This is a genomic window from Arthrobacter terricola (genome assembly GCF_004354015.1).
Classification (GTDB): Bacteria; Actinomycetota; Actinomycetes; order Actinomycetales; family Micrococcaceae; genus Arthrobacter; species Arthrobacter terricola.
The window spans coordinates 208,080-232,016 of record NZ_SMRU01000002.1; the positions used below are offsets into that span (position 1 = coordinate 208,080).

A 23,937-nucleotide genomic window follows, 5' to 3' on the forward strand; every position below is an offset into this window, starting at 1 on the left:
TGGAAGTGATGAGTACCAATACTTTGCCCGCCGCGCTGGCGGAAATTGTCGATGACTTCCAGGCACTAACGGAGCCGGACCGCCTTCAACTCCTGCTTGAGTTCTCGCGGGGCCTCCCGGCCCTGCCCGAGCGCCTGCTGGACCACCCCGAGCTCCTCGAGCAGGTCGTCGAGTGCCAATCGCCGCTGTTCCTGACGATCGAACAGGAAAGGAACGCCGACGGCGTCGCCTACCGTTTGTTCTTCAAGGCACCACCGGAGGCACCCACCACCCGCGGTTTTGCCGGGGTCCTCCACGAAGGACTCGACGGGCTTACCGCGGCTGAGATCCTGGCGGTTCCGGACGACATGCCGGAACTGCTTGGCCTGACCCGCGCCATCACTCCGCTGCGGATGCGCGGCATGACGGCGATGTTGGGACGGATCAAACGCAAGGTCGCCGCGGCGGACCGACTGCTCAACTGAACGGCGTACGTCAACGATGGCCAAGAAACAGGCTTCGCAAGGAACGCCGGCTACAGCCGTCCTGGCTGCGGCCGGCGTTCCTTTTACGCTGCACCCGTACACCCATGACCCTTCGGCAGCGAGTTACGGGCTCGAGGCGGCAGAGGTCCTCGGAATCGATCCGGCCCGTGTCTTCAAGACCCTGATGGTGGACGTCGATGGAAAGCTCGCCGTCGGGATCGTTCCGGTCAGCGGAACATTGGATCTCAAGGCCATCGCCGCGGCCCTGGGGTCGAAGAAGGCGGCCATGGCCGATCCCAAGGCAGCCGAGAGGCGCACCGGATACGTCCTGGGCGGCATTTCGCCGCTGGGCCAGCGCCAGTCCTCCCCTACGGTGCTGGACGAATCAGCCTTGGCGTACGGCACGGTCCTCGTGTCCGGCGGAAGGCGCGGCCTGGACATCGAACTGGCTCCGGCCGATCTCATCAAGCTCACCGGTGCACGGACAGCGCCGATCGGGAGCAGCCACTAAGGTACGCGGGCCCGATCACTCCAGGCCCGATCACTCCATCCCGCGACGCCACAGGACTCACTATTGGGAGTCGTCAACCGATGGCGGACCGCTCCGTGGCTGCAGATGCGGGGCAAGCCAGGATCGCACCGCTTGCTCCCATTTCTCCGGGTCCACATTCCATTCCTTGGTGTGCCTGGCCCCGTGGAAAGGTTCGAAAGTGACCATTTCCGGGTTCTTCCCGGCAAGGCTTGCCGACGGGCCGTAGGGAACGTACTCGTCGTCCATACTATGGATCACCAATGTCGGGGTCCTGAGCTCCACCGCCCGTGTATCCCAGTCCATTGCCTTCAAATCGACGGGTGCGGCCAAGCCTGTGAGGCGACGGCCAAGCGGGTGCCCGAGCATCAATTGCCCGTAGCGTCCCACCGCGTAGGGAATCCGGTTGATGTGCGCGTGGTGGGCGAGGACATTCACCCAATCGATCACGGGTGCGTCCAAGACCATCGCGCGGATGAGGTGCCGGTTGCGTGACAGGTCCGAAGTCTGCAGGCAGATCGCCCCGCCCATCGACCAGCCGAACAAGACAATCTCGTGGGCACCCTGGGCGAGGGCATATTCGATGGCGGCATCGACGTCGTGCCATTCGGTTGAGCCGAGCCCGTAGCGGCCGTCGCTTGCGGAGGGCGCCAGTCCATCGTTGCGGTAGGAAATCAGCAGGCTATCGAGGCCCAGTTCCCGCGCGATCCGCAGAGAGCGGAGGCCTTCAAGGCGCGTGGCACCGCGGCCGTGGACCATGATGGCCCAAACCTTCGCTGTCTTGCCGGCTTCGGAGCGGACCAGCCAGGCGGGGGCCTTGCCGCCGTCGACGTCGATCTGCACGTCTTCCGATTCGAGGCCGAGCGCGGCGGGGGAATCGTAAACCGCCCCGCTCCACCAGCCTCGCCGCGCCGTCGCGAGGTCTCCGCTGTAGACCTCCTCGACTTCCCGCTGCACGGTCCGCTCGGCAGGCGAATAGGACGTAATCCTCCCGATCCGAGCGAATCCCTTGCCGCCGGCGAAGAATAAGCTGAAGATGCCGTCTGCCGTGGTGTCCGGAGTGGCCGCAAGGATGACCTGGAGCCCGGTATCGCCGCGGACCACCGCCAGTACTTCCTGGTCGGACTCGCGCACGGAGGGGGTGATGATGCGCCGCGCGAAATAGGCGGCGAGCGCCGAAGACCCGGCACCGAGCAGGCCCGCGATGCCGCCGCCTACGACGACTCCCGCGATAGCCCACTTGGCCAGCGACATTTTCTTGCTGTCGACGTCGTTCGGCGCAGCAAAGCCCGGTGTTGCCCGGACCCGTGCGACTCGCGGAATTGATGCCATGTGACCATTCTCCCCGGTGCCGGTGCATGCTCCGTACAGGCATGCGTGCCACTTGGCGTACTCAGGTCTACTCTGTAGCCATGAGTGATCCAATCGTCATACTTACCGAAGAGCCCCTCGGCCCGGAAGACCGCGTCAACATTGCCAAACTGCTCGACGACGGCGACGCGCCTTTGGTTGTCCTGGTCCCCGCGAATACGGAGCGGCACCTCGTAGTGGACTTCCTCGAGAACCTGTCGATGCTTGACGTGGCGAAAGCGTTCCGGGACCTGGTTGCCCAGGCGCCGGATCCGCAGAAGGAACGGACTCACGCGGCGGAGGCGCTGTCCCTTTCGCTGGCGGCGCTTGGCGGCCTCGGTGGCGGCGTCACGGGTGAAATCGTCGACGGCGGCGCCGTTGCCGGCTTAGTCTCGAAGGTCAAGGCTTTGGACGCGGCACAGGCTGTAGTGGTCACCCGTCCGCATGCGATCGCCGACACCTTCCACACGGACTGGGCCAACAAAGCCCAGGACCAGCTTGGCTTGCCGGTCCTGCATCTTTATGCGGGTTCGGGATTTATCGGCGACTCGTAAGCGTTGAGAGAGCATGAGCACTGCAGATAACAGGAAGTACTTCGAAGCTGCGGATCCACTGGCCGACGTTCCCCACCAGGATTTGCCGCGGGACAAGCAATGCGTGGAAAAGACCGAAGCCGAATGGCGTGAGGAGCTTACCCCGGAGGAGTTCAAGGTCCTCCGGCAAGCGGGGACCGAACGCCCGTACACCGGGGAATACTGGGACACCCATACCTCCGGTGTGTACCAGTGCCGGGCATGCGGCGCGGAACTCTTCACGAGCAATGAGAAATTCGATTCGCACTGCGGCTGGCCGTCGTTCTGGGCGCCTCTCGCCGAAGGCACGGTCCGGTACCTGCACGACCGCACTTTGGGCATGGAAAGGGTGGAAGTCCGCTGTGCCAATTGCGATTCCCACTTGGGCCACGTGTTCGAGGGCGAAGGCTACGGAACGCCCACTGACCAGCGGTATTGCATCAATTCGGTTTCCCTCAGGTTGATCGAGACGGCCGCGGGGCAGTAGCGCTTCCCGACGCCACATGCCCGGAAGGTCCAGCCTTCCTCCGACTGGACCTTCCGGCGTCGCCGGAACATCATGAGCAACAGTTTCTTATGCTCGGCCCACTTTTGGATTAGGGCATCTGTTCCCTTGTTACGCTCACCTCAGAACAACAATTTGAGGAAAGGCACCGTCGACGATGACCACCACCGCAACCATCGCCCGCCCGCACATCACGTCGGACAACCGGGACTGGCTCGCCCTGAAGTCCGCCGCCACCGCACTGCAGGAATTCCAAAGCCAGGACGGTTCCATCCAGGATCCGGCGCACCACGCGGTCGCGCGCGAACACGCAGGCACCATCATGGAATCCATCAAGGGGCTCGCTCCCGCGTTCCCGCACGATGCCACGTACCTCGATCTCCTGGTCAAGGATTTCGGACGCTGGTGCGATTCCGGTTTTGGCGTCCCGGATTTCCTCGATTCGTTGCTCGCCTTCCAACCGCAGGAGAACCGCGATGACGGGCTCCAGCACCTTGTCGTGTTCCCCATGTACACGCAGAACGGCAGCGCGAACCGCTACGTGGAGGCTGTCCTCATCGAGGTGATCTGGCCCGAGTTCATTGCGGGCCTGGAAGCCGGCGACTACTCCAACAAGCTGTTCGTTCCCATCCGGTTCCTCGATTTCACTCCGGGATACGACACGAATTCCGCCGTACTGTTCCCCGAGACCGTTGCTGTGCGACAGACGCCCGCCTTCACGTGGGGCGCGATCTTCGCCGACCGGGAGGCGGCGCGGTTCCGGCGCGTCCTCAAGGCAGCCGCCGAAACCACTTCGCTCGAATTGCCGGCCGAAGCCGCCGAATTCCTTGATGACCAGGAACTCACGGAACGCACCTTCGTGATGTGGGACCTCATCCATGACCGCACGCACATGCGTGGCGACCTGCCTTTCGATCCCTTCATGATCAAGCAGCGCATGCCGTACTTCCTCTACTCGCTGGAAGAGTTGCGCTGTGACCTGACGGCATTCCGCGAGTCGGTTCGCATCTCAAAGGATGACGAAGCCCCGGCTGATGCACGACGCCACGCCAAGCTCGTCCAGTACGCCGTGATCTTCGACCGCATTTTCCGCTTTGCCATCACCGGCAACCGTGTCCGCAACTACGACGGACTCGGGGGCCAGCTCCTTTTCGCCTGGATGCACCAGCATCACGTCCTGCACTGGACCGACAGCAAACTCAGCATCGACTGGGACGAAGCGGCCGACGTCGTAATTGAACTCGGCGCCCGGATTGACGAACTGTACTGGCGCTCGATCGACCGCCCGAAGGCGGCGCACTGGCTTGCGGCCTACGCACTCATTTCCGGGACGGTCACTCCCCACCCGGCGTCGACGTGGGCGAAAGGCCCGGCGGCGCTTCCCCTGGACGGGCCGCCCCGGGGCCTCACCGACCAGGTGCTCGACGACGAATTTCCCCTTTCCATGTTCTACGAAGCACTCGAGAAGAAGATGCGGCCGGTCATTGAATCCACCAGCGGCATCACGGGCACGACGGAGTGATCATGACAGCGAACAAGCTCAACATCCTCATCACGGGAGGCAGTTCCGCCTCCGGCATCGCCGTGGCCCGCGCGTTCGCCCGCGCCGGGCACCGGGTCATCACCGTGGGTTCGGATGACGTGCGCATCAAGGCGGCAGCCATGCAGGCCGGCCCCGGCGTCGAGGCCCTTTCGTTCGACCTGGGCAGCTTGGATTCAGTGCGTGAACTGGCCGCGGCCGTCAGGGGCTCGGCGGGACCGGTCGACGGCGTCATCCACTTGGTCGGAGGATGGCGGGGTGCTTCGGGAATCGAGGACCAGTCGGACGAGGACTGGTACGCGCTGGAGCAGAGCAACGTCACCACACTGAGGAACGTCTCGCGGGTCTTCTATGGCGACCTTGAGGCATCGCCCGTGGGGCGCCTCGCCATGGTGAGTTCGACGACGGTCGCGGCACCGACCGCCGCTGCAGCCAATTACGCTGCGGCCAAGGCAGCCGCGGAAACCTGGACCATGGCCGTCGCCGACGGATTCCACCGCGCGCAGTCCGGCCGGCCGGGTACCGAACAACACAGCAGTACCGAACAACACAGTGCAGCCGTCGTGTTTGTCATCAAAGCGCTGGTGGACGACGCCATGCGGCGCGAACACCCGGAACGGAAGTTCCCCGGGTACACCGACGTCAAAGAACTGGCGACGGCTGCGCTCCGGTTATTCGACCAGCCGGCGGCGGAACTGAACGGACAACGCCTCCACCTTGCGAAATAGACTGAAAGCGTGAATGAACAAGTGACGAGCACAACCCAGGAATTCCCTGCCGCCCTCGATTCCGAACCCAAGGGTCGCCTTCACGATCCTTCCGTCCGCGGATTCGCCTCGGACAACTATTCGGGCGTCCATCCCGAAATCCTCGCCGCCCTGGCAGCGGCAAACGGCGGCCACCAGGTTTCCTATGGCGAAGACCAGTACACGGAACGGCTCCAGGAAGTCATGGAGCAGCACTTCGGGACCGGCATTGAGTGTTTCCCCGTTTTCAACGGCACCGGGGCCAATGTCCTTTCCTTGCAATCGCTGCTGCCGCGCTGGGGAGCCGTGATCTGCGCTTCGACTGCCCACATCAACATGGACGAGAACGGCGCCCCGGAACGGATCGGCGGGATCAAGCTCCTGCAAGTTCACGCCCCGGACGGAAAATTGACGCCGGAACTCATCGACCGTGAGGCATGGGGCTGGGGGGACGAGCACAGGGCACAACCGCTCGCGGTGTCCATCACCCAAACCACGGAACTCGGAACCTGCTACACCCCCGAAGAAGTGCGGGCGATCGCCGACCACATCCATGCCAAGGGCATGAAGCTGCACATGGACGGTGCCCGGCTCGCGAACGCGGCCGCCCACCTCGGCGTTCCCCTGCGGAACTTCACCCGCGACGCCGGCGTGGACATTTTGTCCTTCGGCGGGACCAAGAACGGGCTCCTGTTCGGTGAAGTGGTGGTTGCACTCAACCCGGAAGCCGCCCATGGATTGAATTTCCTCCGCAAGATGAACATGCAACTGGCGTCCAAGATGCGTTTCATTTCGGCCCAGTTCATCGCGCTCCTCGAATCGGGCCTGTGGCTCAGTTCGGCGCAGCACGCCAATGCCATGGCTGCCCGCTTGCGGGCTGCAGTGGATTCCATCGACGGCGTCGAACCCACCCAAGCCACCGAATCGAACGGCGTGTTCGCAGTGCTGCCGGCCGGGGTTGCCGACCGGCTGCGCTCCTCGTTCAAGTTCTATGACTGGAACGAAGCCAACCGGGAAGTGCGCTGGATGTGTTCCTTCGACACCACGGAAGAGGACATTGACACTTTCGTCGCCGCGATCAAGCGCGAACTGGCCTCGGCATAGGGCATGTGACGGGGCGGCGTGGCTTCATGGTTTCGCCGCCCCGGACACATAATCTGCGATGGTGAACGGACTTGCACAAGTTCCCGCGGAGTTCTTGCATGCGTTGGGAACGCTACGAAAAGCCCAGTGCCGGAGTGAGTTGAAGCTTGCTGAAATTCCGGCACCGTCGCGCTTGGCACCTTTCGCCGTGGCCTTGGGCGCGGAAGTCTTCAGCAGCTCAACCCGTCATGTCCGGACCCCTGTACACGGCCCGGCCGCGATGGCGTTCTCCAAGGAGAACCTTCGCGGTACCTCGGGCTCCGGAGACGAGGACGACGAAGAACTCGCCACCGGCAGGTTCATCCTGCTGCACGATCCGGATGGCTCGGCCGTCTGGGACGGCGAGTTCCGGATCGTGACGTACATCCGCGCGCAATTGGACGCCGACATGGGCAACGACGCGATGCTTGGTTCGGTCGCCTGGACGTGGCTGGTGGACGCCCTCGAAAACCACTCAGCCCAATACCGGGCAGCCGGCGGAACGGCCACCCGCATCCTCTCCGAGAGCTTCGGGACGTTGGCCGAACGGCCGGAGACAATCGACATCGAACTCCGTGCTTCCTGGACCCCGGCATCTTCGGATGCGCAGGCCCACCTGGAGGCGTGGTGCGACATGGTGTGCATGTTCGCGGGGCTGCCTCCCCTGCCTCCAGGCGTCACTCCCCTGCCACACCGGCGGCTGACATGACACGCCGCGCGGGGCTTCGAAACCCGCGCACGGACCGGCCGGTACCAGAGTCGGTAAACTGAAGGCACCATGACCCCTGAAAACCTGGAACCAACCACGGCCGGCGACCCGGCTGCTGATCCCGCACCGCACATCATCGTGGACGGCTTTGAAGGCCGGATTCCCGAGGTCATCGACTTGGATGTGCCACGCGAGGGCGTACCCCTCGTGATCGACACCTTGCCCGGACTAGAACGGTGCGCTGCCGCCATCGCCGCCGGCAGCGGCCCCGCCGGGGTCGACGCCGAACGCGCCTCCGGATTCCGGTACGGCCAACGCGCCTTTCTGGTGCAGATCCGGCGCGACGGCGCAGGAACCTGGCTGATCGATCCCGAACCGTTCGACGACCTGCACATCATCAACGACGCCCTTGACGGCGTCGAATGGATCCTGCACGCCGCCACGCAGGACCTCCCATGCCTGGCCGAGCTGGGGATGTGGCCCGACAAGCTCTTCGACACGGAACTCGCCGCGCGTTTGGCCGGCCTGCCACGGGTCGGGCTCGCGGCCGTCATCGAACAGCTCTTGGGCTTTGGCCTGGCCAAGGAACACTCGGCGGCGGACTGGTCGACGCGCCCCCTTCCCGAACCCTGGCTACGCTACGCGGCCCTCGACGTCGAAGTCCTCGCCGAACTGCGCGAGGAACTCATCGAACTCCTGGAAGAGGACGGAAAGCTTGAGTTCGCTGAGCAAGAGTTCGCCGGAATCCTCGCAGCCGGACTCCCTGCACCACGGGTGGATCCGTGGCGGAAGACCTCCGGCCTGCACCAGATCCGTGATCGTCGCCAATTGGCTGCCGTGCGGGAACTATGGTTCGAGCGCGACCAGCTCGCGCGCAAGCGGGACGTCGCACCAAGCAGGCTCATTCCCGATTCCGCGTTGGTTGCGGCAGCGAAGGCCATGCCGGCCACTGTTCCGCAGCTCCTCGCCACGAAGGGCTTTCACGGGCGGGCAGCCCAGCGGGAAGCGCCGCGTTGGTTGCGCTGCATCGCAACTGCCCGAACCCTCGATGACCTCCCTCCGCTCCACCTCGCCACGAACGCTCCCCCGCCGCCCCGCGTCTGGGCGGACCGCGATGCCGACGCCGCAGCCCGCCTGGCAACGGCGCGTCCGCGGCTCCAGGCGGCCGCGGACGAGCTCAGGCTTCCAGTGGAGAACCTCCTGACCCCGGACTACCTTCGGCGTGTGTTGTGGCGTCCGCCGTTGGACGTCACGGTCGAATCCGTGGCCGAGGAACTGCGCGCGCTGGGTGCGCGCGAATGGCAGATCGCCATCACGGCGCCGATCATCACCGAGGCAACGCTGAATCCGCAACCGCTGCCGCCCAAGGAGTCCAGAAGCCAGGCGACGAAAGGCTGACTTCCGGGCCTCGTGCGCTCCGTGTCCGTACGCTCCGCATCCTTGCAGCATAAGTTACCCACGAGTAACATGGCGTCCATGACAAACGGCTGCCCGTATTGGCATGCCGTCACCCTGTCCTGACGAGGAGCCACGCCCATGAGCCACAACCGGAACAGCGCGCCACCGCGGACTGTTCGCGACGTCGTCTTCGTTGACGGCGTCCGGACTCCGTTCGGCAAAGCGGGAGACAAAGGTATCTACGCAGGCACCCGGGCCGATGACCTCGTGGTCAAGTGCATCCGCGACCTCCTGCGCCGCAACCCAGCCCTGCCCGCCGAACGCATCGACGAAGTCGCCATAGCTGCCACAACCCAGACGGGCGACCAAGGACTCACCATCGGACGCACCGCAGCCCTTCTCGCGGGTCTCCCCCGCAGCGTCCCCGGCTTCGCGATCGACCGCATGTGTGCCGGGGCCATGACTGCAGTCACCACGACGGCGAGCGGCATCGCCTTCGGCGCGTACGACGTCGTCATTGCCGGCGGCGTCGAACACATGGGAAACCACCCCATGGGCGCAGGAGCCGACCCCAACCCGCGATTCATGTCCGAACGCATAGTGGACCCCGCTGCCTTGAACATGGGCAATACGGCCGAGAACCTGCATGACCGCTTCCCGGCCATCACAAAGCAACGCTCAGACGCTTACGCGGCAGCCTCCCAAGGGAAACTGGCCGCAGCATACGGGAACGGCCGGATCCAGCAAGACCTGGTTCCCGTCGCAACAATGAAGCCCGGCCAGGGCTGGACCCTCAACACTGTGGATGAACCTCCCCGGCCTGGAACCACTGTGGCCGACCTCGCGGAGTTGCGCACGCCGTTCCGCCCCCATGGCCGCGTCACCGCGGGCAACTCCGCAGGCTTGAATGACGGCGCGACGGCGGCCCTCCTGGCTTCCGCCGAAGCGGCAGAAGAACTGGGGCTGTCCGTGAAAATGCGTTTGGTGTCCTATGCCTTCGCCGGCGTCGAACCCGAAGCCATGGGCATCGGACCGGTCCCGGCCACTGAAAAGGCCCTCAAGAACGCGGGGCTGGGTATCGAGGACATTGGCCTGATCGAAATCAACGAGGCGTTCGCGGTCCAGGTCTTAAGCTTCCTGGACCACTTCGGAATAGCCGACGACGATCCCCGCGTGAACCGCTACGGTGGCGCGATCGCCGTCGGGCACCCCCTCGCGTCGTCCGGCGTCCGGCTCATGAACCAACTCGCCCGCCAATTCGAGGAGGACCCCTCGGTGCGTTACGGAATCACCACCATGTGCGTCGGCCTGGGCATGGGCGCCACGGTCATCTGGGAGAACCCGCACTACGCCGCCGTCGAAACCACAGGAGCCACAGCATGAGCGCCGCCGACTTCCAAAAACTGGCCCGACTGTTCCCTGACGAGACCGTGACGCACTCTTACCTGCAGCACATCGAACTGCCCGGAGGTGGAGGCACGTTCGCCTTGATCACGCTGGATAACGGCCTGGACCACACAAAGCCCACCACGCTGGGACCAAACACCCTCGTCGAGCTCGGGACCCTTCTCGAGGGCCTCAAGGAACGCGCCACGCGCGGTGAGATCGTCGGCGTCGGCGTGACGGGCAAGCCCTATTTCCTGGTGGCCGGAGCCGATCTGTCCGCAGTCAAAAGGCTCGAAGAGCGCGAGGACGGACTACGGATGGCGCAACTTGGCCACGATGTCTATGGGACGCTCGCCGGGCTGGGCGTTCCCAGCTTCGCCTTCATCAACGGCCTCGCCCTGGGCGGCGGGCTTGAGATCGCACTGCAATCCACCTACCGCACCGTGTCCAGCGGCGCCGGAGCCCTCGGATTGCCGGAGGCATTCCTCGGCCTCGTGCCAGGCTGGGGCGGCGTGTACATTCTTCCGAGGCTCATCGGACCCGAGAACGCGGTCAAGGTCATGATCGAGAACCCGCTAAGCAACAACCGCACCTTGAGCGGGCCCGAGGCTTTCCATCTTGGAATCGCCGACGCCATGTTCGAGCCCGCGGACTTTCTCGAGCAATCCATCGCCTGGGCCGCGAAGGTAATCGCCGGAGAGACCGCCCCGGAACGGAAAAATGCCGTGGATCCCTCGGATCCCGCCGTCGCGGGGCGGTGGGCACAAGCCGTGGCAGAGGGCCGGGCGTTCGTCGAGGCCAAAACGTCGAACGCTTCGCCGGCGCCGGGGAAGGTCCTGGACATCCTCGAGGCCAACCGCACGATGAACAGCGCGGAATCCGCGGCACTGGAATGCGAAACGCTCGCCGTGCTCATGCAAAGCGATGAATTCCGGTCCACGGTCTATGCGTTCCTGGACCTCGTGCAGAGGCGTTCCAAGCGCCCCGCCGGCGCACCGGACCGGAACCTCGCACGCCCGGTCACGAAGGTCGGCGTCGTCGGGGCGGGCCTCATGGCGAGCCAGCTCGCCTTGCTGTTTGCGCGCCGGCTCCAAGTCCCTGTGGTCATGATGGACATCGACCAGGAACGAGTGGACAAGGGCGTCGGCTACGTCCGTGCCGAAGTGGACAAATTGCTCAGCAAGAAGCGCATCAGCGCGGATGCAGCCAACCGGGCCAAGGCCCTCGTCACCGGTTCTGTTTCCAAGCAGGCGTTCGCCGACGCCGATTTCGTCATCGAGGCTGTCTTCGAAGAACTCGCGGTCAAGAAGCAGGTCTTCGCCGAGGTGGAAGCCATCGTCTCCCCCGAATGCATCCTCGCCACCAACACCTCGTCGCTTTCGGTCACCGCGATGGCCGACGGACTCCGTCATCCAGAGCGGTTGCTCGGCTTCCACTTCTTCAACCCCGTCGCGGTCATGCCGCTGCTGGAAGTGGTGCGTGCTCCGCAAACGGACGACGCCGTGCTGGCCACAGCTTTTGAACTCGCCAAGGCACTCAAGAAGACAGCTGTCCTGGTCAAGGACGCCCCCGCGTTCGTGGTCAACCGCATCCTGCTGCGGCTTATGGGCGAAGTGATCGCGGCCTTCGATGAAGGGACCCCGCCCGACGTCGCGGATTCGGCGTTGCGCCCGATGGGCCTGCCCATGAGCCCGTTCACGCTGAGTGCGATGGTGGGGCTGCCCGTGGCCCAGCATGTCCAGGAGTCCCTCCACGCCGGTTTCGGGGATCGGTTCCCCGTATCCGGGAACCTGAAGAAACTCATCGACAACGGTGTGAAGACACTCTGGGTCCCTGGTCCGGACGGGGTGCCCGTCATCCCTGCCGAAACGCTGTCCCTCATGTCCTTCGGCACCACGCCCTCCACGGCAGAGGACGTCCTGCGCCGTACCCAGGACGCTTTGGCCCAGGAAATCGGGCTTATGTTGTCCGAAGGCGTGGTGGCCGGTCCGGAGGATATCGATCTTTGCGTCATCCTCGGTGCAGGGTGGCCGATGTTCCTCGGCGGGATCACCCCTTACCTGGACCGGGTTGGCGCTTCGGAAAGGATCAACGGCAAGCGGTTCCACGCACCGGGTGTTGCCTCCCGCCCTGTTCCTGCTTAGCCGCCCTCAGTAGCTACCGTCCGGAACGCGGCGGCCTTGACCTTAGGCATCCAGCCGACGGCCAAGGCCGCCCACCGATCGGACCAGCTCGTCGAAGGCCTCCGCCGGGTGGTTTTCCACGACTATGCGGGCATTGGGCGGCTCACCCCAGAGTCCGCGGAAATCGGCGACGGTGGTACCGATAAGCCTAGGCGACGCGGTCTCCACGTGCACCGTCGCGGTACGCGTCCGGTACGTCGCGGTGCCGACGGCGACCGACGCGGCGAAGTAGTCGTGGACATGTGCCGCGTAGCCTTGCCCGTTGCGCCGATGGAACTCGAAATAGAACCGGAGCATGTCGCTGAGGTGCCTGACGAGCTCGTTGGAAGCCGTACTGCGCCGCCCCTCGGTTTGCTCCGGCGCCAAGAGTTCCGGTTCTTCGCAGCCGGCCCGCGCAGCCAAAGCCGCCACTTGTTCCGGCCGCAGCTCGATCCTCTCGGTGCTCTCCAAGGCGCACACGACCGGCAGGCGCTCTTCCGGAAGACCCGAAAACGCAGCAAACACCTCGGCTGCAGCGTCCGGGTCGACGTGCGTGTTCCACTCTGCGGTGGGCGTGGTGTTGCCCTGGTAGAAGTAGCTGCCGCCCATGATCACGACGCCGCGCAACAGTTCCGGCAGCCTCGGTTCAGCGCGCAGGGCGAGGGCGAAGTTGGTGAGCGGCGCCGTCAGGAGCGCGGTCAACTCCCCCGGCCGCGACCGTGCCGCTTCAATCCAGAGTTCGACGGCGTCGACGGCCTGGATCTGTCCGTGCGGTTCCGGCAACTCGGCGTAGCCGATACCAAACGGACCGTGGGTTTCCGGCGTCGTCACCAAGGGGATCCGCAGGGGCGCCCGGGTACCGATGGCCACAGGGACCCCGGGCCGGCCGCACAGCTCAAGGAGCGCGAGGTTATTGCGCGCCACTTGTTCAGCATCCACGTTCCCCGGTGTACTGCTGACCGCAACCAGGTCGACGTTCGGCAGGCTGCACAAATAAGCCAGCGCGAGGGCGTCGTCGATGCCGGTATCGCAATCCACCAGCAGGCTGACCGTTTCCGCTTGCCCGTCTGCCGCCGTCGCCCGCTCTTCGCTCAAAACAAGGCGACCTTGGGCGATGCCGGGAAGATATCGTCCAGTTCGGCGCGTTCTTCCGCCGTCGGCACCCAACGCACGGCATCCGCGTTCTCTTGGATTTGTTCCGGTCGGGTCGCTCCGGCGATCACACTGGCCACCGCGGGCTGTGCCGCCAACCAGGAAAACGCCAACTGCAGTTCGCTCAAACCCCGGTCCTTCGCGAACTGGCTGAAACGGCCCAACTGAACCCAGTCGGCGTCGTCCACCATGTTGGTGCGCGTGTGGCTCAAGCGCGAGCCCGCTGGAGCATTGCCGGGCGAGTACTTGCCCGTGAGCAGTCCGTTGGCCAGGGGGAAGTACGGCAGGACGCCGAGGCCGAACGCCTGGGCTGCCGGCAGTACCTCAAGCTCCGCGCGGCGATCCAGGAGGTTGTAATGGTTCTGCGTCGAAATGAACCGTGGCCCGCCCTGGATGCGCGCCACGTACTCCGCTTCCGCGATTTGCCACCCGGCCCGGTTCGAATGGCCGATGTACCGGACCTTCCCGCTGGACACGAGTTCATCAAGGGCGGCCAGAGTCTCTTCCACCGGCGTGAAGGGATCCGGCGTGTGGTACTGGTAGAGGTCGATCCACTCGGTCCCGAGGCGCCGCAGCGATGCCTCGACCGCCTGGATGATGTAGCGGCGGGATCCGCGGGCACCGAAATCGTTCCCGTTGGCTCCGCGCATGTCCATACCGAATTTTGTCGCCACGATGGCGTCGTCCCGGCGGCCCTTCAACGCCTTCCCAAGCATGGCCTCGCTCAAGCCAGGTTCGCGGCCATAGACATCGGCGACATCGAAAAGCGTCACGCCGGCGTCCAGCGCCGCGTGCACTACCGCGTTCGTGCCTTCCTGCGATTCTGTTGCCGTGTTGGCGCGGCCGAGGTTGTTGCACCCCAAGCCAACGACGGAGACGGTCAATCCGGAATGTCCAAGGCGGCGATATTCAGTCATGAATTCACCCTACAACGCCGGCCGGAACCGCCCCGCCGCTCATGAGGTGAAGGCAATTCCGGCTTCCTCCATCGCTTCCAGCAATTGGGCCATGACTTTCGGGCCCATGCCATGCAGGGCCGCTACCCGCTGCTCGCCGAACTCGGCAAGCTGCTCAAGGGTTTCCAAGCCTTCATGGGCAAGCGCACGACGGGCGGGAGCGGACAAGCCCTTCGGAAGTGGAGTGTGGCCGGGCCAATTGCTCTTGGGCGCCATGGTTGTCCCTTCCAGGAACTGGGGTGGTCCTTAGAGAGTAAAGCCGGCGCCCGTTTTCGGCGAATGCTTGACTTTGAATTCACCAGGGGCGCCATGCGGGGAAGCCGCAATGCTTAATTTGGTGAAATCCAGGTCCTCACCACGGATGCAGACCTTGATGGCGTTCACCGCCTTGTTTACATCGGGGCAGAGGCAGAAGATGTTGAGCTTCGAATCGGCGATTTCCGAACGGTCCACCACTCCAAGGCCCCGCCACGCGAGTTCACTAGTCAACGCAGCCTTCGCTTTCCGTTCGAGGTAGCGGTCGCGCTCGGTGCCGTCTTTGGTCTTCAGCGCGATCTGGGCGACGACCCAGAACTGCTCGGCCTCGGGAATCTCTTCGTATCCGTCTTCTTCGCACTGGGCCGCGAATGCAGCCATGAGGCTTTCCACCGAGTCCCCGTCCTCGACGTCGGCTTCTTCGGTGCGGCTCTGGTGCCCCACGACCCCGTGGTTGACGACGAACTGATTGAACTCGTCGTCATACCACGCCTCGCGGAAGTGCAGGACTGCATCCTCGTCGCGCTTGTAAGTGCGGATAATCCCGCTCATCGGGTTCCCTTCCTGGACGTTCGCGTCCTGGCTCATAGCTTGGGGAGGCTGCCCGTGCTCGGGTGCTCCTGTCCCGGGAGGGGACGCGCAAACGGTACCTTCGTGCCCAAAACCTGGGCGACGACGTCGTGCGCTACTTGCTGCGCCGTGAGCCCAACGCGCTCAAGGACTTCGTTCCTGGTTCCGTGGTCGAGGAACTCGACCGGAAGTCCCACCTCGTTGAGGGCGGTATCGACGCCGGCCGCGCGCATCTCCTGGCGGATCCGGGAACCGACGCCTCCTGCACGAACGCCGTCTTCGATGCAGACAACCAAGCGGTGCCGCGCCGCGAGGGCGATGATCGACTTGCGCACGGGCAGGACCCAGCGCGGATCCACCACCGTGGAGCTGATGCCTTGCGAACCGAGGCGGGCCGCAACATCCAAGGCGAGCTCGGACATCGCGCCGACACTGACGATGAGGACGTCGTTCTCCGTGGATCCGGCCGGACGACGCGCCAGGACATCGACGCCGTCGGACAAGCGCTCGATCGCCTCAACCTCGTCTCCGACGCTGCCCTTCGAGAAGCGGACAACGCTGGGAGCATCGGAAATGGCGACGGCTTCGCGAAGCTCTTCGCGCAAGCGGCTTGCGTCGCGTGGAGCGGCGAGATGCAGCCCGGGAACGATCTGGACCATCGCCATGTCCCACATGCCATGGTGGCTGGCGCCGTCCGGTCCGGTGACGCCGGCGCGGTCCAGGACAACCGTCACGCCTGCTTTGTGGAGGGCAACATCCATGAGGAGCTGGTCGAGCGCCCGGTTGAGGAAGGTCGCATAGATAGCGACCACAGGGTGCAGACCGCCAAACGCCATGCCCGCTGCTGAAGTGAGGGCGTGTTGTTCGGCGATTCCGACGTCGATGACACGCTTGGGGTGCCGTTCCGCGAACTTGTGGAGTCCCACGGGAATCAGCATGGCCCCGGTGATGCCCACGATGTCTTCGCGTTCGTCGGCGATATCGGCAATCTCTTCCGCGAAAACCGACGTCCACGAGCGTGCGCCGCCAATTTGCGTGGGCTCGCCGGTCTCCGGATCGATGACGCCCACAGCATGGAACTGGTCCGCCTCGTTTGCGAGGGCCGGTGCGTAGCCGTGGCCCTTCTCGGTCATGGCATGCACGATCACCGGGCCGCCATAGTTCCGGGCCGTGGACAAGGCATGCTCAAGCGCCTTGAGGTTATGGCCGTCGACCGGGCCGATGTACTTCATCCCAAGGTCTTCGAACATCCCTTGCGGCGCCCACCAGTCCTTGATGCCTTTCTTCATGGCATGCAAGCTCTTATAGGTGAACTGGCCGATCGGTCCGCCGTTCTGCAGCCTCTTCTTCCACCAGTCGAGCACCACCTCATAGGCGGGCGTCGCACGGAAGGAGTCGATGGTGGGCCGCAGCGACGCGAGGTAGTCAGCCAGGCCACCGACAGTGGGCGCATACGAGCGGCCGTTGTCGTTGACGACGATGACTACGCGCCGGCGCTTGTCCGCCGCGATGTTGTTGATGGCCTCCCATGCCATACCGCCCGTCAACGCCCCGTCACCCACGACGGCGACGACGCAGCGATCGTTTTCGCCCTTCAGTTGCCTTGCCCGGGAAATACCGTCCGCCCATGACAGGGATGACGAGGCGTGGGAGCTTTCCACGATGTCATGCTCTGATTCGGCGCGATCCGGGTACCCGGACAAGCCGCCCTGTTGCCGCAGCGTGCTGAAGTCCTGGCGTCCGGTCAGCAGCTTGTGGACGTAGGACTGGTGTCCGGTGTCAAAAACAATGCTGTCCCGGGGGGAATCGAAAACCTTGTGGATGGCCATGGTGAGTTCCACCACGCCGAGGTTCGGGCCCAAGTGTCCACCCGTTTGAGCGACGTTGGTGATGAGGAAAGTCCTGATCTCGCCGGCAAGCCGCTCCAACTGTTCGTTGGTGAGTTTGCCCAGGTCCTGCGGATTCCGGATTGTCTCCAAAAGTCCCAACGGCCCCTCCTTAGGGTTGTTGACGTGCTATACAACTTTAGCGCCTTGGCCGCACTAAGCCGCGGACAAAACTACAGCCCCGGCCGGTCAAAGACCAGCCGGGGCTGTGGCTATCGCCTTGTCACAGGCAAAACTACGCTAGTGAACCCTACTTCGAGGAGATCTGGCGCAGGACGTACTGCAGGATACCGCCGTTGCGGTAGTAGTCCGCTTCGCCCGGGGTGTCGATGCGCAGGACGGCATCGAAGGACTTGGCGGTACCGTCTTCTGCGGTTGCCGTGACCTTGAGGGTCCGCGGGGTGTTGCCGTTGTTCAGCTCGGTGACACCCTCCACCGAGAAGGTCTCGGTGCCAGCCAGGCCGAGGGACGCGGCAGACTCGCCGGCCGGGAACTGCAGCGGCAGGACGCCCATTCCGATGAGGTTGGAGCGGTGGATGCGCTCGTAGCTCTCGGCGACGACGGCCTTCACGCCAAGAAGCGCGGTGCCCTTGGCGGCCCAGTCACGGGACGAACCGGAACCGTACTCCTTGCCCGCGAGGACAACGAGCGGAGTACCGGCAGCCTGGTAGTTCTGCGCGGCGTCGTAGACGTACGCCTGGGGTCCGTCAGCCTGGGTGAAGTCGCGGGTAAAGCCGCCCTCCACGCCGTCGAGCAGCTGGTTCTTGATGCGGATGTTCGCGAAGGTACCGCGGATCATGACCTCGTGGTTGCCACGGCGCGAGCCATAGGAGTTGAAGTCCTTGCGCTCCACGCCGTTGGCCAGGAGGTACTGACCGGCCGGGGTGTCCGACTTGAAGGAACCGGCCGGGGAGATGTGGTCGGTGGTGACGGAGTCGCCCAGCTTCAAGAGGACACGGGCACCCGTGATGTCCGATACCGGCTCCGGCTGCGCCTTCATGCCTTCGAAGTACGGGGGCTTCCGGACGTACGTGGACTTGTCATCCCAAGCGAAGGTATCGCCGGCCGGGGTGTCGAGTGCTTTCCAGCGGTCGTCGCCGTCGAAGACGCCTTCGTAGCCGCGGGCGAACATTTCCTTGTCGATCGAGGAATCGATGACCTTCTGGACTTCCACCGGGTTCGGCCAGATGTCCTTCAAGAAGACGTCGTTGCCGTCCTGGTCCTGGCCCAGGGCATCCGCGTCGAAGTCGAAGTCCATGGTCCCGGCGAGGGCGTAGGCGATGACCAACGGCGGGGAAGCCAGGTAGTTCATCTTGACGTCCGGGTTGATGCGGCCTTCGAAGTTACGGTTTCCGGAGAGGACCGCGGTGACCGAGAGGTCGTTGGCCTGGATGGCCTCGGAGATTTCGGCGTCGAGCGGACCGGAGTTGCCGATGCAGGTGGCGCAACCGTAACCAACGATGTAGAAACCGAGCTTCTCCAGGTACGGAGTCAGGCCGGACTTTTCGTAGTAGTCAGTCACCACCTTGGAACCGGGAGCCACCGAGGTCTTGACCCAAGGCTTCGAGGTGAGGCCCTTGTCTACGGCGTTGCGGGCGAGCAGCGCGGCGGCCAGCATGACCGAGGGGTTGGACGTGTTCGTGCACGAGGTGATCGATGCGATGGACACGGCACCGTGGTCGAGCTCGAACTCGCGGCCATCAGCCGTGGTGACGCTGACCTTGTTCGACGGACGGCCGTTGGTCTTCGGCCCGTGGGCGTGCGGGGCGGTGTCGGCCAAGTGGGTCGCGGTGGCGGTGAACGACGGCGAATCGGAGGCCGGGAAGCTCTCGTCGATCGCTTCGTCCAGGCTGCCGTCGGCCAGGTCTTCCTTCACGTAGTTGCGCAGGTCGTCGCGGAACTGGGCCTTGGCCTCGGACAGGATGATGCGGTCCTGCGGACGCTTCGGGCCGGAAATGGACGGCACAACAGTGGACAGGTCAAGCTCAAGGTATTCGGAGAACTTGATCTCGCGCGAAGCATCGTGCCACAGGCCCTGTTCCTTTGCGTAGGCCTCGACGAGCGCGACGTTCTGCTCGGAGCGGCCGGTCAGGCGCAGGTACTCGAGGGTGACATCGTCAATCGGGAACATGGCGGCAGTGGAACCGAATTCGGGGCTCATGTTACCGATGGTCGCGCGGTTTGCCAGAGGCACGGCTGCGACGCCTTCGCCGTAGAATTCCACGAACTTGCCGACCACGCCGTGCTGGCGCAGCTGCTCGGTGATGGTGAGGACGACGTCGGTGGCGGTGGCGCCTGCCGGAATGGAACCGGAAAGCTTGAAGCCGACAACGCGGGGAATCAGCATGGACACGGGCTGGCCAAGCATCGCAGCCTCGGCTTCGATGCCGCCAACGCCCCAACCGAGGACACCCAGGCCGTTGACCATGGTGGTGTGGGAGTCGGTGCCGACGCAGGTGTCCGGGTAGGCGCGAAGGACGCCGTCAACCTCGCGGGTCATGATGGTGCGTGCCAGGTATTCGATGTTGACCTGGTGGACAATTCCCGTTCCCGGGGGGACAACCTTGAAGTCGTCAAATGCGGTCTGGCCCCAGCGGAGGAACTGGTAACGCTCGCCGTTGCGCTGGTATTCGATCTCCATGTTGCGCTCCAGCGCACCGGAGTTGCCGAAGACGTCGATCTGCACGGAGTGGTCGATGACCATCTCGGCGGGAGCCAACGGGTTGACGCGCTTAGGGTCGCCGCCAAGGTCCTTGATGGCTTCGCGCATCGTGGCGAGGTCAACAACGCAGGGAACGCCGGTGAAGTCCTGCATGATCACGCGGGCCGGAGTGAACTGGATCTCCGTATCGGGCTGGGCGTCCGGGTCCCAGCCGGCCAGTGCGCGGACGTGGTCTGCCGTGATATTGGCGCCATCTTCAGTCCGCAGGAGGTTTTCAAGCAATACTTTAAGGCTGAACGGAAGGCTGTCTGCGCCTTCAACGGAGTTCAACCGGAAAATTTCATAATCGGTGCCGGCTACATTCAGTACGCCTTTGGAACCGAAGCTGTCCACAGTGCTCATGGCAGGACTCCTCTCGCAACAGCTTTCATCTTTGTCGCGCGGGTGACCGCTAGCTAGTTAGGTATACCTAAGCTAAGCAAATGCCGCCGGTCGGTGGAGAACTGGAACGCGACATGGGAACTTCATCACCATCGTATGTGGGCTATGCCGCAGGCACCAGCAACGCAACGGTCTCCAGATGATGCGTATGCGGGTACAAGTCGAAGGCCCGCAGCGATTCGAGCCGCCAGCCGCCGTTGCGGAAGTAGCCCAAATCACGTGCGAAGGACGCGGGATCGCACGACACATACGCGATGGCACGCGGACCGGAGTCAATGAGCTGGCTGACAACCGCTTTGCCGGCCCCGGCCCGCGGCGGGTCGATCACCAGGGAATCGAAGGTGCGCGGACGTTGGCGAAGGACCCGCTCCACCTTGCCCTGGACAATTTCCACGTGGGGTTCGCCGTGCAGGTTCTTGCGGGCATCGCGGCTCGTGCCGGGCGAGCCTTCCACCGACAAGACCGAGCCGGTAACACCCACGGCATCCGCCAGCGGCGCAGTAAACAGTCCGGCACCGGCGTAGAGATCCGCCACTGTCGATCCCGGACCGAGGTACCCGCCACCGTGCAGGAAACCGGTCACGGCACCGACCAACGCCTCCGGAGCATCCTTGTGGATCTGCCAGAAACCTTCCCCGGTAACCCTGTACTCGTGGCCCGCAGCCGATTCCTGGACCCAGGTGCGGCCCCGCAACTGCAGCACCTCGCCACGCACGGGATCGAAACTGGCCACTGACGAGTCATGCGGAAGCTGCGCCAGAATCCAGTTGAGCCGTTTGGCATCGGTTCCCGGCTCCGGCGCGAGCAGGATAAGCGGGCGCGACCCGTTCGAGGGCGCGGCAACCTCCACCCTCGAAATCCCCCGCAGGTCGACGTCCCACAACCGGAGCTCATTGATCGCGGGGAGCGCTAGCGGCATGTCGTGCACCGGAATGAGGACGTCGGAACGGTGGGCGTGCATCCCCAACCGGCCTTCGGGGGTGACCGCGAAGCTGGCGCGCGTCCGCCACCCGAGGCCTGACTCGCCAAGGCGATCGCCGTCGTCGGGCACTGGATCGCCGCCGCGGGCGGCTTCAACCTCGACGTGGAGTTCGACGCCGGCAAGCCGCTTCAGCTGTTCGGCGAGGACCTCTGATTTGAGTTGCCGCTGCCGTTGCAGCGTCACGTGGCCCAGCTCGGCACCGCCGACGGGCGGACCGCCCTTGCGCCAGGCCGCGATGGAATCGGCGAGGCTCCAGAAGTGGTGCGTCCGGTCAGGCGACGCTTCGAGGACCTCGACGACGTCGGCACGCCAGAAACGCGACGCCTCGCCGGAATCCGTGAGCCGGATCCTGACCTTCTCCCCCGGAATGGCATGGCGAACAAAGATCACCCGGCCCTCGTGCCTGGCGACGAAGTGGCCACCATGGGCGATCGGGCCGACATCAACCACGAGTTCGGTGGAGGCCTGGGAATCGGGCAGGCTGGATTCCGTGTTGCTCGGGTGGGTCATTGGGTGTCCTGCAGTGCCTTTGCTTCTTCGGAGGATTTCAATTGCCAAGGGACGCTCGCCACCATGACGCCGGGCTCGAAGTGGAGCCGGGCCTTGATGCGCAGCGCGGTCTGGTTGTGGACGAGCTGTTCCCACCACTTGCCCACGACATATTCAGGGATGTAGACAACGATCAAATCCCGCGGGGACTCGCTCTTCATGTTCTTGACGTAGTCCAGGATGGGCGTGACAGTTTCCCGGTATGGGCTGGCGAGGACCGTCAACGGAACGGGAATGTCCAGTTTGTCCCACGACTCGACCGTGTGGGCCGTTTCTTCGTGGTCGATGTCCACGATGATGGCATCGAGCCGGGAAGGCCGCGACGCCCGCGCGTAGGCCAGCGCGCGAAGCACCGGCTTGCGGACATGGGAGACCAGGAGAACCGCATGGACCCGGGTGGGCAACGCCCTCGGCGAGGAGTCCTCGTCCACTGCGAGTTCCTTGGCCACATTGTCGTAATGGGCCCGGATGCTCCACATGATGAGGAACAGCACGAACATGGCCAGGAGCGCGATCCAGGCACCTTGCTCGAACTTGGTGATCAGCACGATCGTCAGCACGAGCGCAGTCATTCCGAAGCCGAGACCGTTGATGGTGCGCGACTTCAGGATCCTGCGGCGGACAGCTTTGTCCCGGGCAAGCTTGAGTTCGCGGCCCCAGTGCCGGACCATGCCCAACTGGCTCATGGTGAAGGAAATGAAGACGCCCACGATGTACAGCTGGATCAGCTTGGTCACATCGGCGTTGAAGGAAATGATCAGGACAAGGGCCCCGGCGGCGAGTGCCAGGACACCGTTGCTGAACGCGAGCCGGTCGCCGCGGGTGCGCAACTGGCGCGGCAAGTACCCGTCCTGCGCCAGGATCGAGCCGAGCACAGGGAAACCGTTGAACGCCGTGTTGGAGGCGAAAACGAGGATTACGCCCGTAGCGGCCACCACAATATAGAACGGGATGGAACCCGCTCCGAAGATGGTCTGCGCGATCTGGCTGATGACGGGGTTCTGGATGTAGTCCTCGGGCACGGGCTGCCCATTAAGGAGGAATTCCTTTGCCGGGTCCATCACGATGTGGACCTTCGTGGCATTGGCGAGGTAGATGATGCCGGCGAGCATGGCTGACGCGATGGCGCCCAGCAGCAGCAAGGTTGTGGCCGCATTCTTGCTCTTGGGCTTCTTGAAGTTGGGCACGCCATTGCTAATGGCCTCGACACCCGTCAAGGCGGCCGCGCCCGAAGAAAACGCCCGAAGCAGCAGGAACCCTCCCGCCAAACCGACAAGTCCCTGGTCGAAGCCCTCTTGCGGAACGATGGTGAAGGCCGCCGAAGGAGCCTGGCCGAGGTTGCCCGTGACGGCCTGGAAGATGCCCACAAGCGTCATGCCCAGGATGGAAACCATGAAGATATAGGTAGGAACGGCGAAGACATTGCCGGCTTCCTTGATGCCGCGCAGGTTCACAAGCGCGAGGATGATGACGCCGACTGTTGCGATGGCCGCTTGTTCCCCGTGGAGCGCCGGAATGGCCGTTGTCAGGTAGGCGGCCGCGGAAGACATCGACACAGCCACGGTGAGGACGTAGTCCACAAGCAGCGCCGCGGCGACGGTCAGGCCCGCGAACTTCCCAAGGTTGACGTTCGCGATCTCGTAGTCTCCGCCACCCGAAGGATACGCGTGGACGTTCTGGCGGTAGGATGCAACGACTGTGAGGAGAACCACCATCACGGCGAGGCCCACCAGCGGTGAGATGGACACCGCGCTGACGCCGGCCAAAGCCAGCGTCAAGAGGATTTCGTCCGGGGCGTATGCCACCGACGACAAGGCGTCTGAGGCGAAAATCGGCAGCGCAATGCGTTTCGGAAGCAGCGTATGGGACAACCGGTCATTACGGAACGGCCGCCCCACCAACACACGCTTCACAGCGTTGAGAATTGTCAGCACTCCGCAAAGCTACTCTGAATCGAACGCGATGTCATGGCGGACTGCCTTCAACGACTTCCCCCGGTAG

20 protein-coding genes are annotated in these 23,937 nt (G+C 64.2%); 11 read left to right on the plus strand and 9 right to left on the minus strand.

What is annotated here, in order from left to right:
* Positions 1-8: 8 nt before the first annotated feature.
* Both E1809_RS02690 and ybaK read left to right on the plus strand, forming a co-directional pair.
* Positions 9-464 carry a SufE family protein gene (locus tag E1809_RS02690; RefSeq protein ID WP_205754078.1) on the plus strand — a complete coding sequence of 152 codons (456 nt, stop codon included), beginning with the start codon at positions 9-11 and terminating at the stop codon, positions 462-464.
* A 16-nt stretch (positions 465-480) separates the two neighbouring features.
* A complete protein-coding gene (gene ybaK / locus E1809_RS02695) occupies positions 481-975 on the plus strand; it encodes a Cys-tRNA(Pro) deacylase (RefSeq protein WP_133202673.1) in 495 nt (164 codons plus the stop codon).
* Positions 976-1,035: 60 nt separating this feature from the next.
* Here the strand turns inward: ybaK and E1809_RS02700 are convergent, their stop codons facing one another.
* Positions 1,036-2,325: an alpha/beta hydrolase family protein gene (locus E1809_RS02700; RefSeq protein WP_133202674.1), complete on the minus strand. Its 1,290-nt coding sequence runs from the start codon at positions 2,323-2,325 to the stop codon at positions 1,036-1,038.
* 80 nt (positions 2,326-2,405) lie between these two features.
* Between E1809_RS02700 and E1809_RS02705 the strand changes: the two genes are divergently transcribed.
* The 9 genes from E1809_RS02705 (at position 2,406) to E1809_RS02745 (ending at position 12,465) form a co-directional block, all read left to right on the plus strand.
* Positions 2,406-2,897, plus strand: coding sequence for a hypothetical protein (locus E1809_RS02705; RefSeq protein WP_133202675.1), 492 nt, complete (start codon positions 2,406-2,408; stop codon positions 2,895-2,897).
* A gap of 13 nt (positions 2,898-2,910) precedes the next feature.
* On the plus strand, positions 2,911-3,402 hold the full coding sequence (gene msrB, locus E1809_RS02710) for a peptide-methionine (R)-S-oxide reductase MsrB (protein ID WP_235835401.1): 492 nt from the start codon (positions 2,911-2,913) through the stop codon (positions 3,400-3,402).
* Between the two features lie 175 nt (positions 3,403-3,577).
* Positions 3,578-4,942, plus strand: coding sequence for a DUF6421 family protein (locus E1809_RS02715; protein ID WP_133202676.1), 1,365 nt, complete (start codon positions 3,578-3,580; stop codon positions 4,940-4,942).
* Positions 4,943-4,944: 2 nt separating this feature from the next.
* On the plus strand, positions 4,945-5,688 hold the full coding sequence (locus tag E1809_RS02720) for an SDR family NAD(P)-dependent oxidoreductase (RefSeq protein WP_133202677.1): 744 nt from the start codon (positions 4,945-4,947) through the stop codon (positions 5,686-5,688).
* Positions 5,689-5,697: 9 nt separating this feature from the next.
* Positions 5,698-6,810 carry a threonine aldolase family protein gene (locus E1809_RS02725; protein ID WP_133202678.1) on the plus strand — a complete coding sequence of 371 codons (1,113 nt, stop codon included), beginning with the start codon at positions 5,698-5,700 and terminating at the stop codon, positions 6,808-6,810.
* 58 nt (positions 6,811-6,868) lie between these two features.
* Complete coding sequence (locus tag E1809_RS02730; protein WP_133202679.1) at positions 6,869-7,537, plus strand: DUF3000 domain-containing protein; 669 nt, start codon at positions 6,869-6,871, stop codon at positions 7,535-7,537.
* Between the two features lie 69 nt (positions 7,538-7,606).
* Entirely contained in the window at positions 7,607-8,935 is a 1,329-nt protein-coding gene (locus tag E1809_RS02735) for an HRDC domain-containing protein (RefSeq protein ID WP_133202680.1), read from the plus strand.
* A 138-nt stretch (positions 8,936-9,073) separates the two neighbouring features.
* The gene (locus tag E1809_RS02740) at positions 9,074-10,318 is read left to right on the plus strand and encodes a thiolase family protein (RefSeq protein ID WP_133202681.1); all 1,245 of its coding nucleotides are present in this window, start codon (positions 9,074-9,076) and stop codon (positions 10,316-10,318) included.
* Positions 10,315-12,465: a 3-hydroxyacyl-CoA dehydrogenase NAD-binding domain-containing protein gene (locus E1809_RS02745; RefSeq protein WP_133202682.1), complete on the plus strand. Its 2,151-nt coding sequence runs from the start codon at positions 10,315-10,317 to the stop codon at positions 12,463-12,465. The genes E1809_RS02740 and E1809_RS02745 overlap by 4 nt, the downstream gene beginning before the upstream one ends.
* Before the next feature lie 42 nt (positions 12,466-12,507).
* Here E1809_RS02745 and E1809_RS02750 read toward each other — a convergent pair whose 3' ends face one another.
* The 8 genes from E1809_RS02750 to E1809_RS02785 all read right to left on the minus strand — a co-directional run bounded on the left by E1809_RS02750 (position 12,508) and on the right by E1809_RS02785 (position 23,870).
* Entirely contained in the window at positions 12,508-13,578 is a 1,071-nt protein-coding gene (locus E1809_RS02750; RefSeq protein WP_235835402.1) for a nucleoside hydrolase, read from the minus strand.
* Positions 13,575-14,552 (minus strand): aldo/keto reductase, encoded by a 978-nt coding sequence (locus E1809_RS02755; protein ID WP_133202683.1) that lies wholly within the window; start codon positions 14,550-14,552, stop codon positions 13,575-13,577. The genes E1809_RS02750 and E1809_RS02755 overlap by 4 nt, the downstream gene beginning before the upstream one ends.
* Positions 14,553-14,591: 39 nt before the next feature.
* Entirely contained in the window at positions 14,592-14,807 is a 216-nt protein-coding gene (locus E1809_RS02760; protein ID WP_133202684.1) for a helix-hairpin-helix domain-containing protein, read from the minus strand.
* 30 nt (positions 14,808-14,837) lie between these two features.
* Positions 14,838-15,398: a hypothetical protein gene (locus E1809_RS02765; protein ID WP_133202685.1), complete on the minus strand. Its 561-nt coding sequence runs from the start codon at positions 15,396-15,398 to the stop codon at positions 14,838-14,840.
* A 32-nt stretch (positions 15,399-15,430) separates the two neighbouring features.
* A complete protein-coding gene (dxs, locus tag E1809_RS02770) occupies positions 15,431-17,404 on the minus strand; it encodes a 1-deoxy-D-xylulose-5-phosphate synthase (RefSeq protein WP_133202686.1) in 1,974 nt (657 codons plus the stop codon).
* A gap of 148 nt (positions 17,405-17,552) precedes the next feature.
* A complete protein-coding gene (locus tag E1809_RS02775; protein WP_133202687.1) occupies positions 17,553-20,366 on the minus strand; it encodes an aconitate hydratase in 2,814 nt (937 codons plus the stop codon).
* A gap of 142 nt (positions 20,367-20,508) precedes the next feature.
* Complete coding sequence (locus tag E1809_RS02780; RefSeq protein WP_133202688.1) at positions 20,509-21,897, minus strand: class I SAM-dependent RNA methyltransferase; 1,389 nt, start codon at positions 21,895-21,897, stop codon at positions 20,509-20,511.
* Positions 21,894-23,870: an APC family permease gene (locus tag E1809_RS02785; RefSeq protein WP_133202689.1), complete on the minus strand. Its 1,977-nt coding sequence runs from the start codon at positions 23,868-23,870 to the stop codon at positions 21,894-21,896. The genes E1809_RS02780 and E1809_RS02785 overlap by 4 nt, the downstream gene beginning before the upstream one ends.
* Positions 23,871-23,937 lie beyond the last annotated feature (67 nt).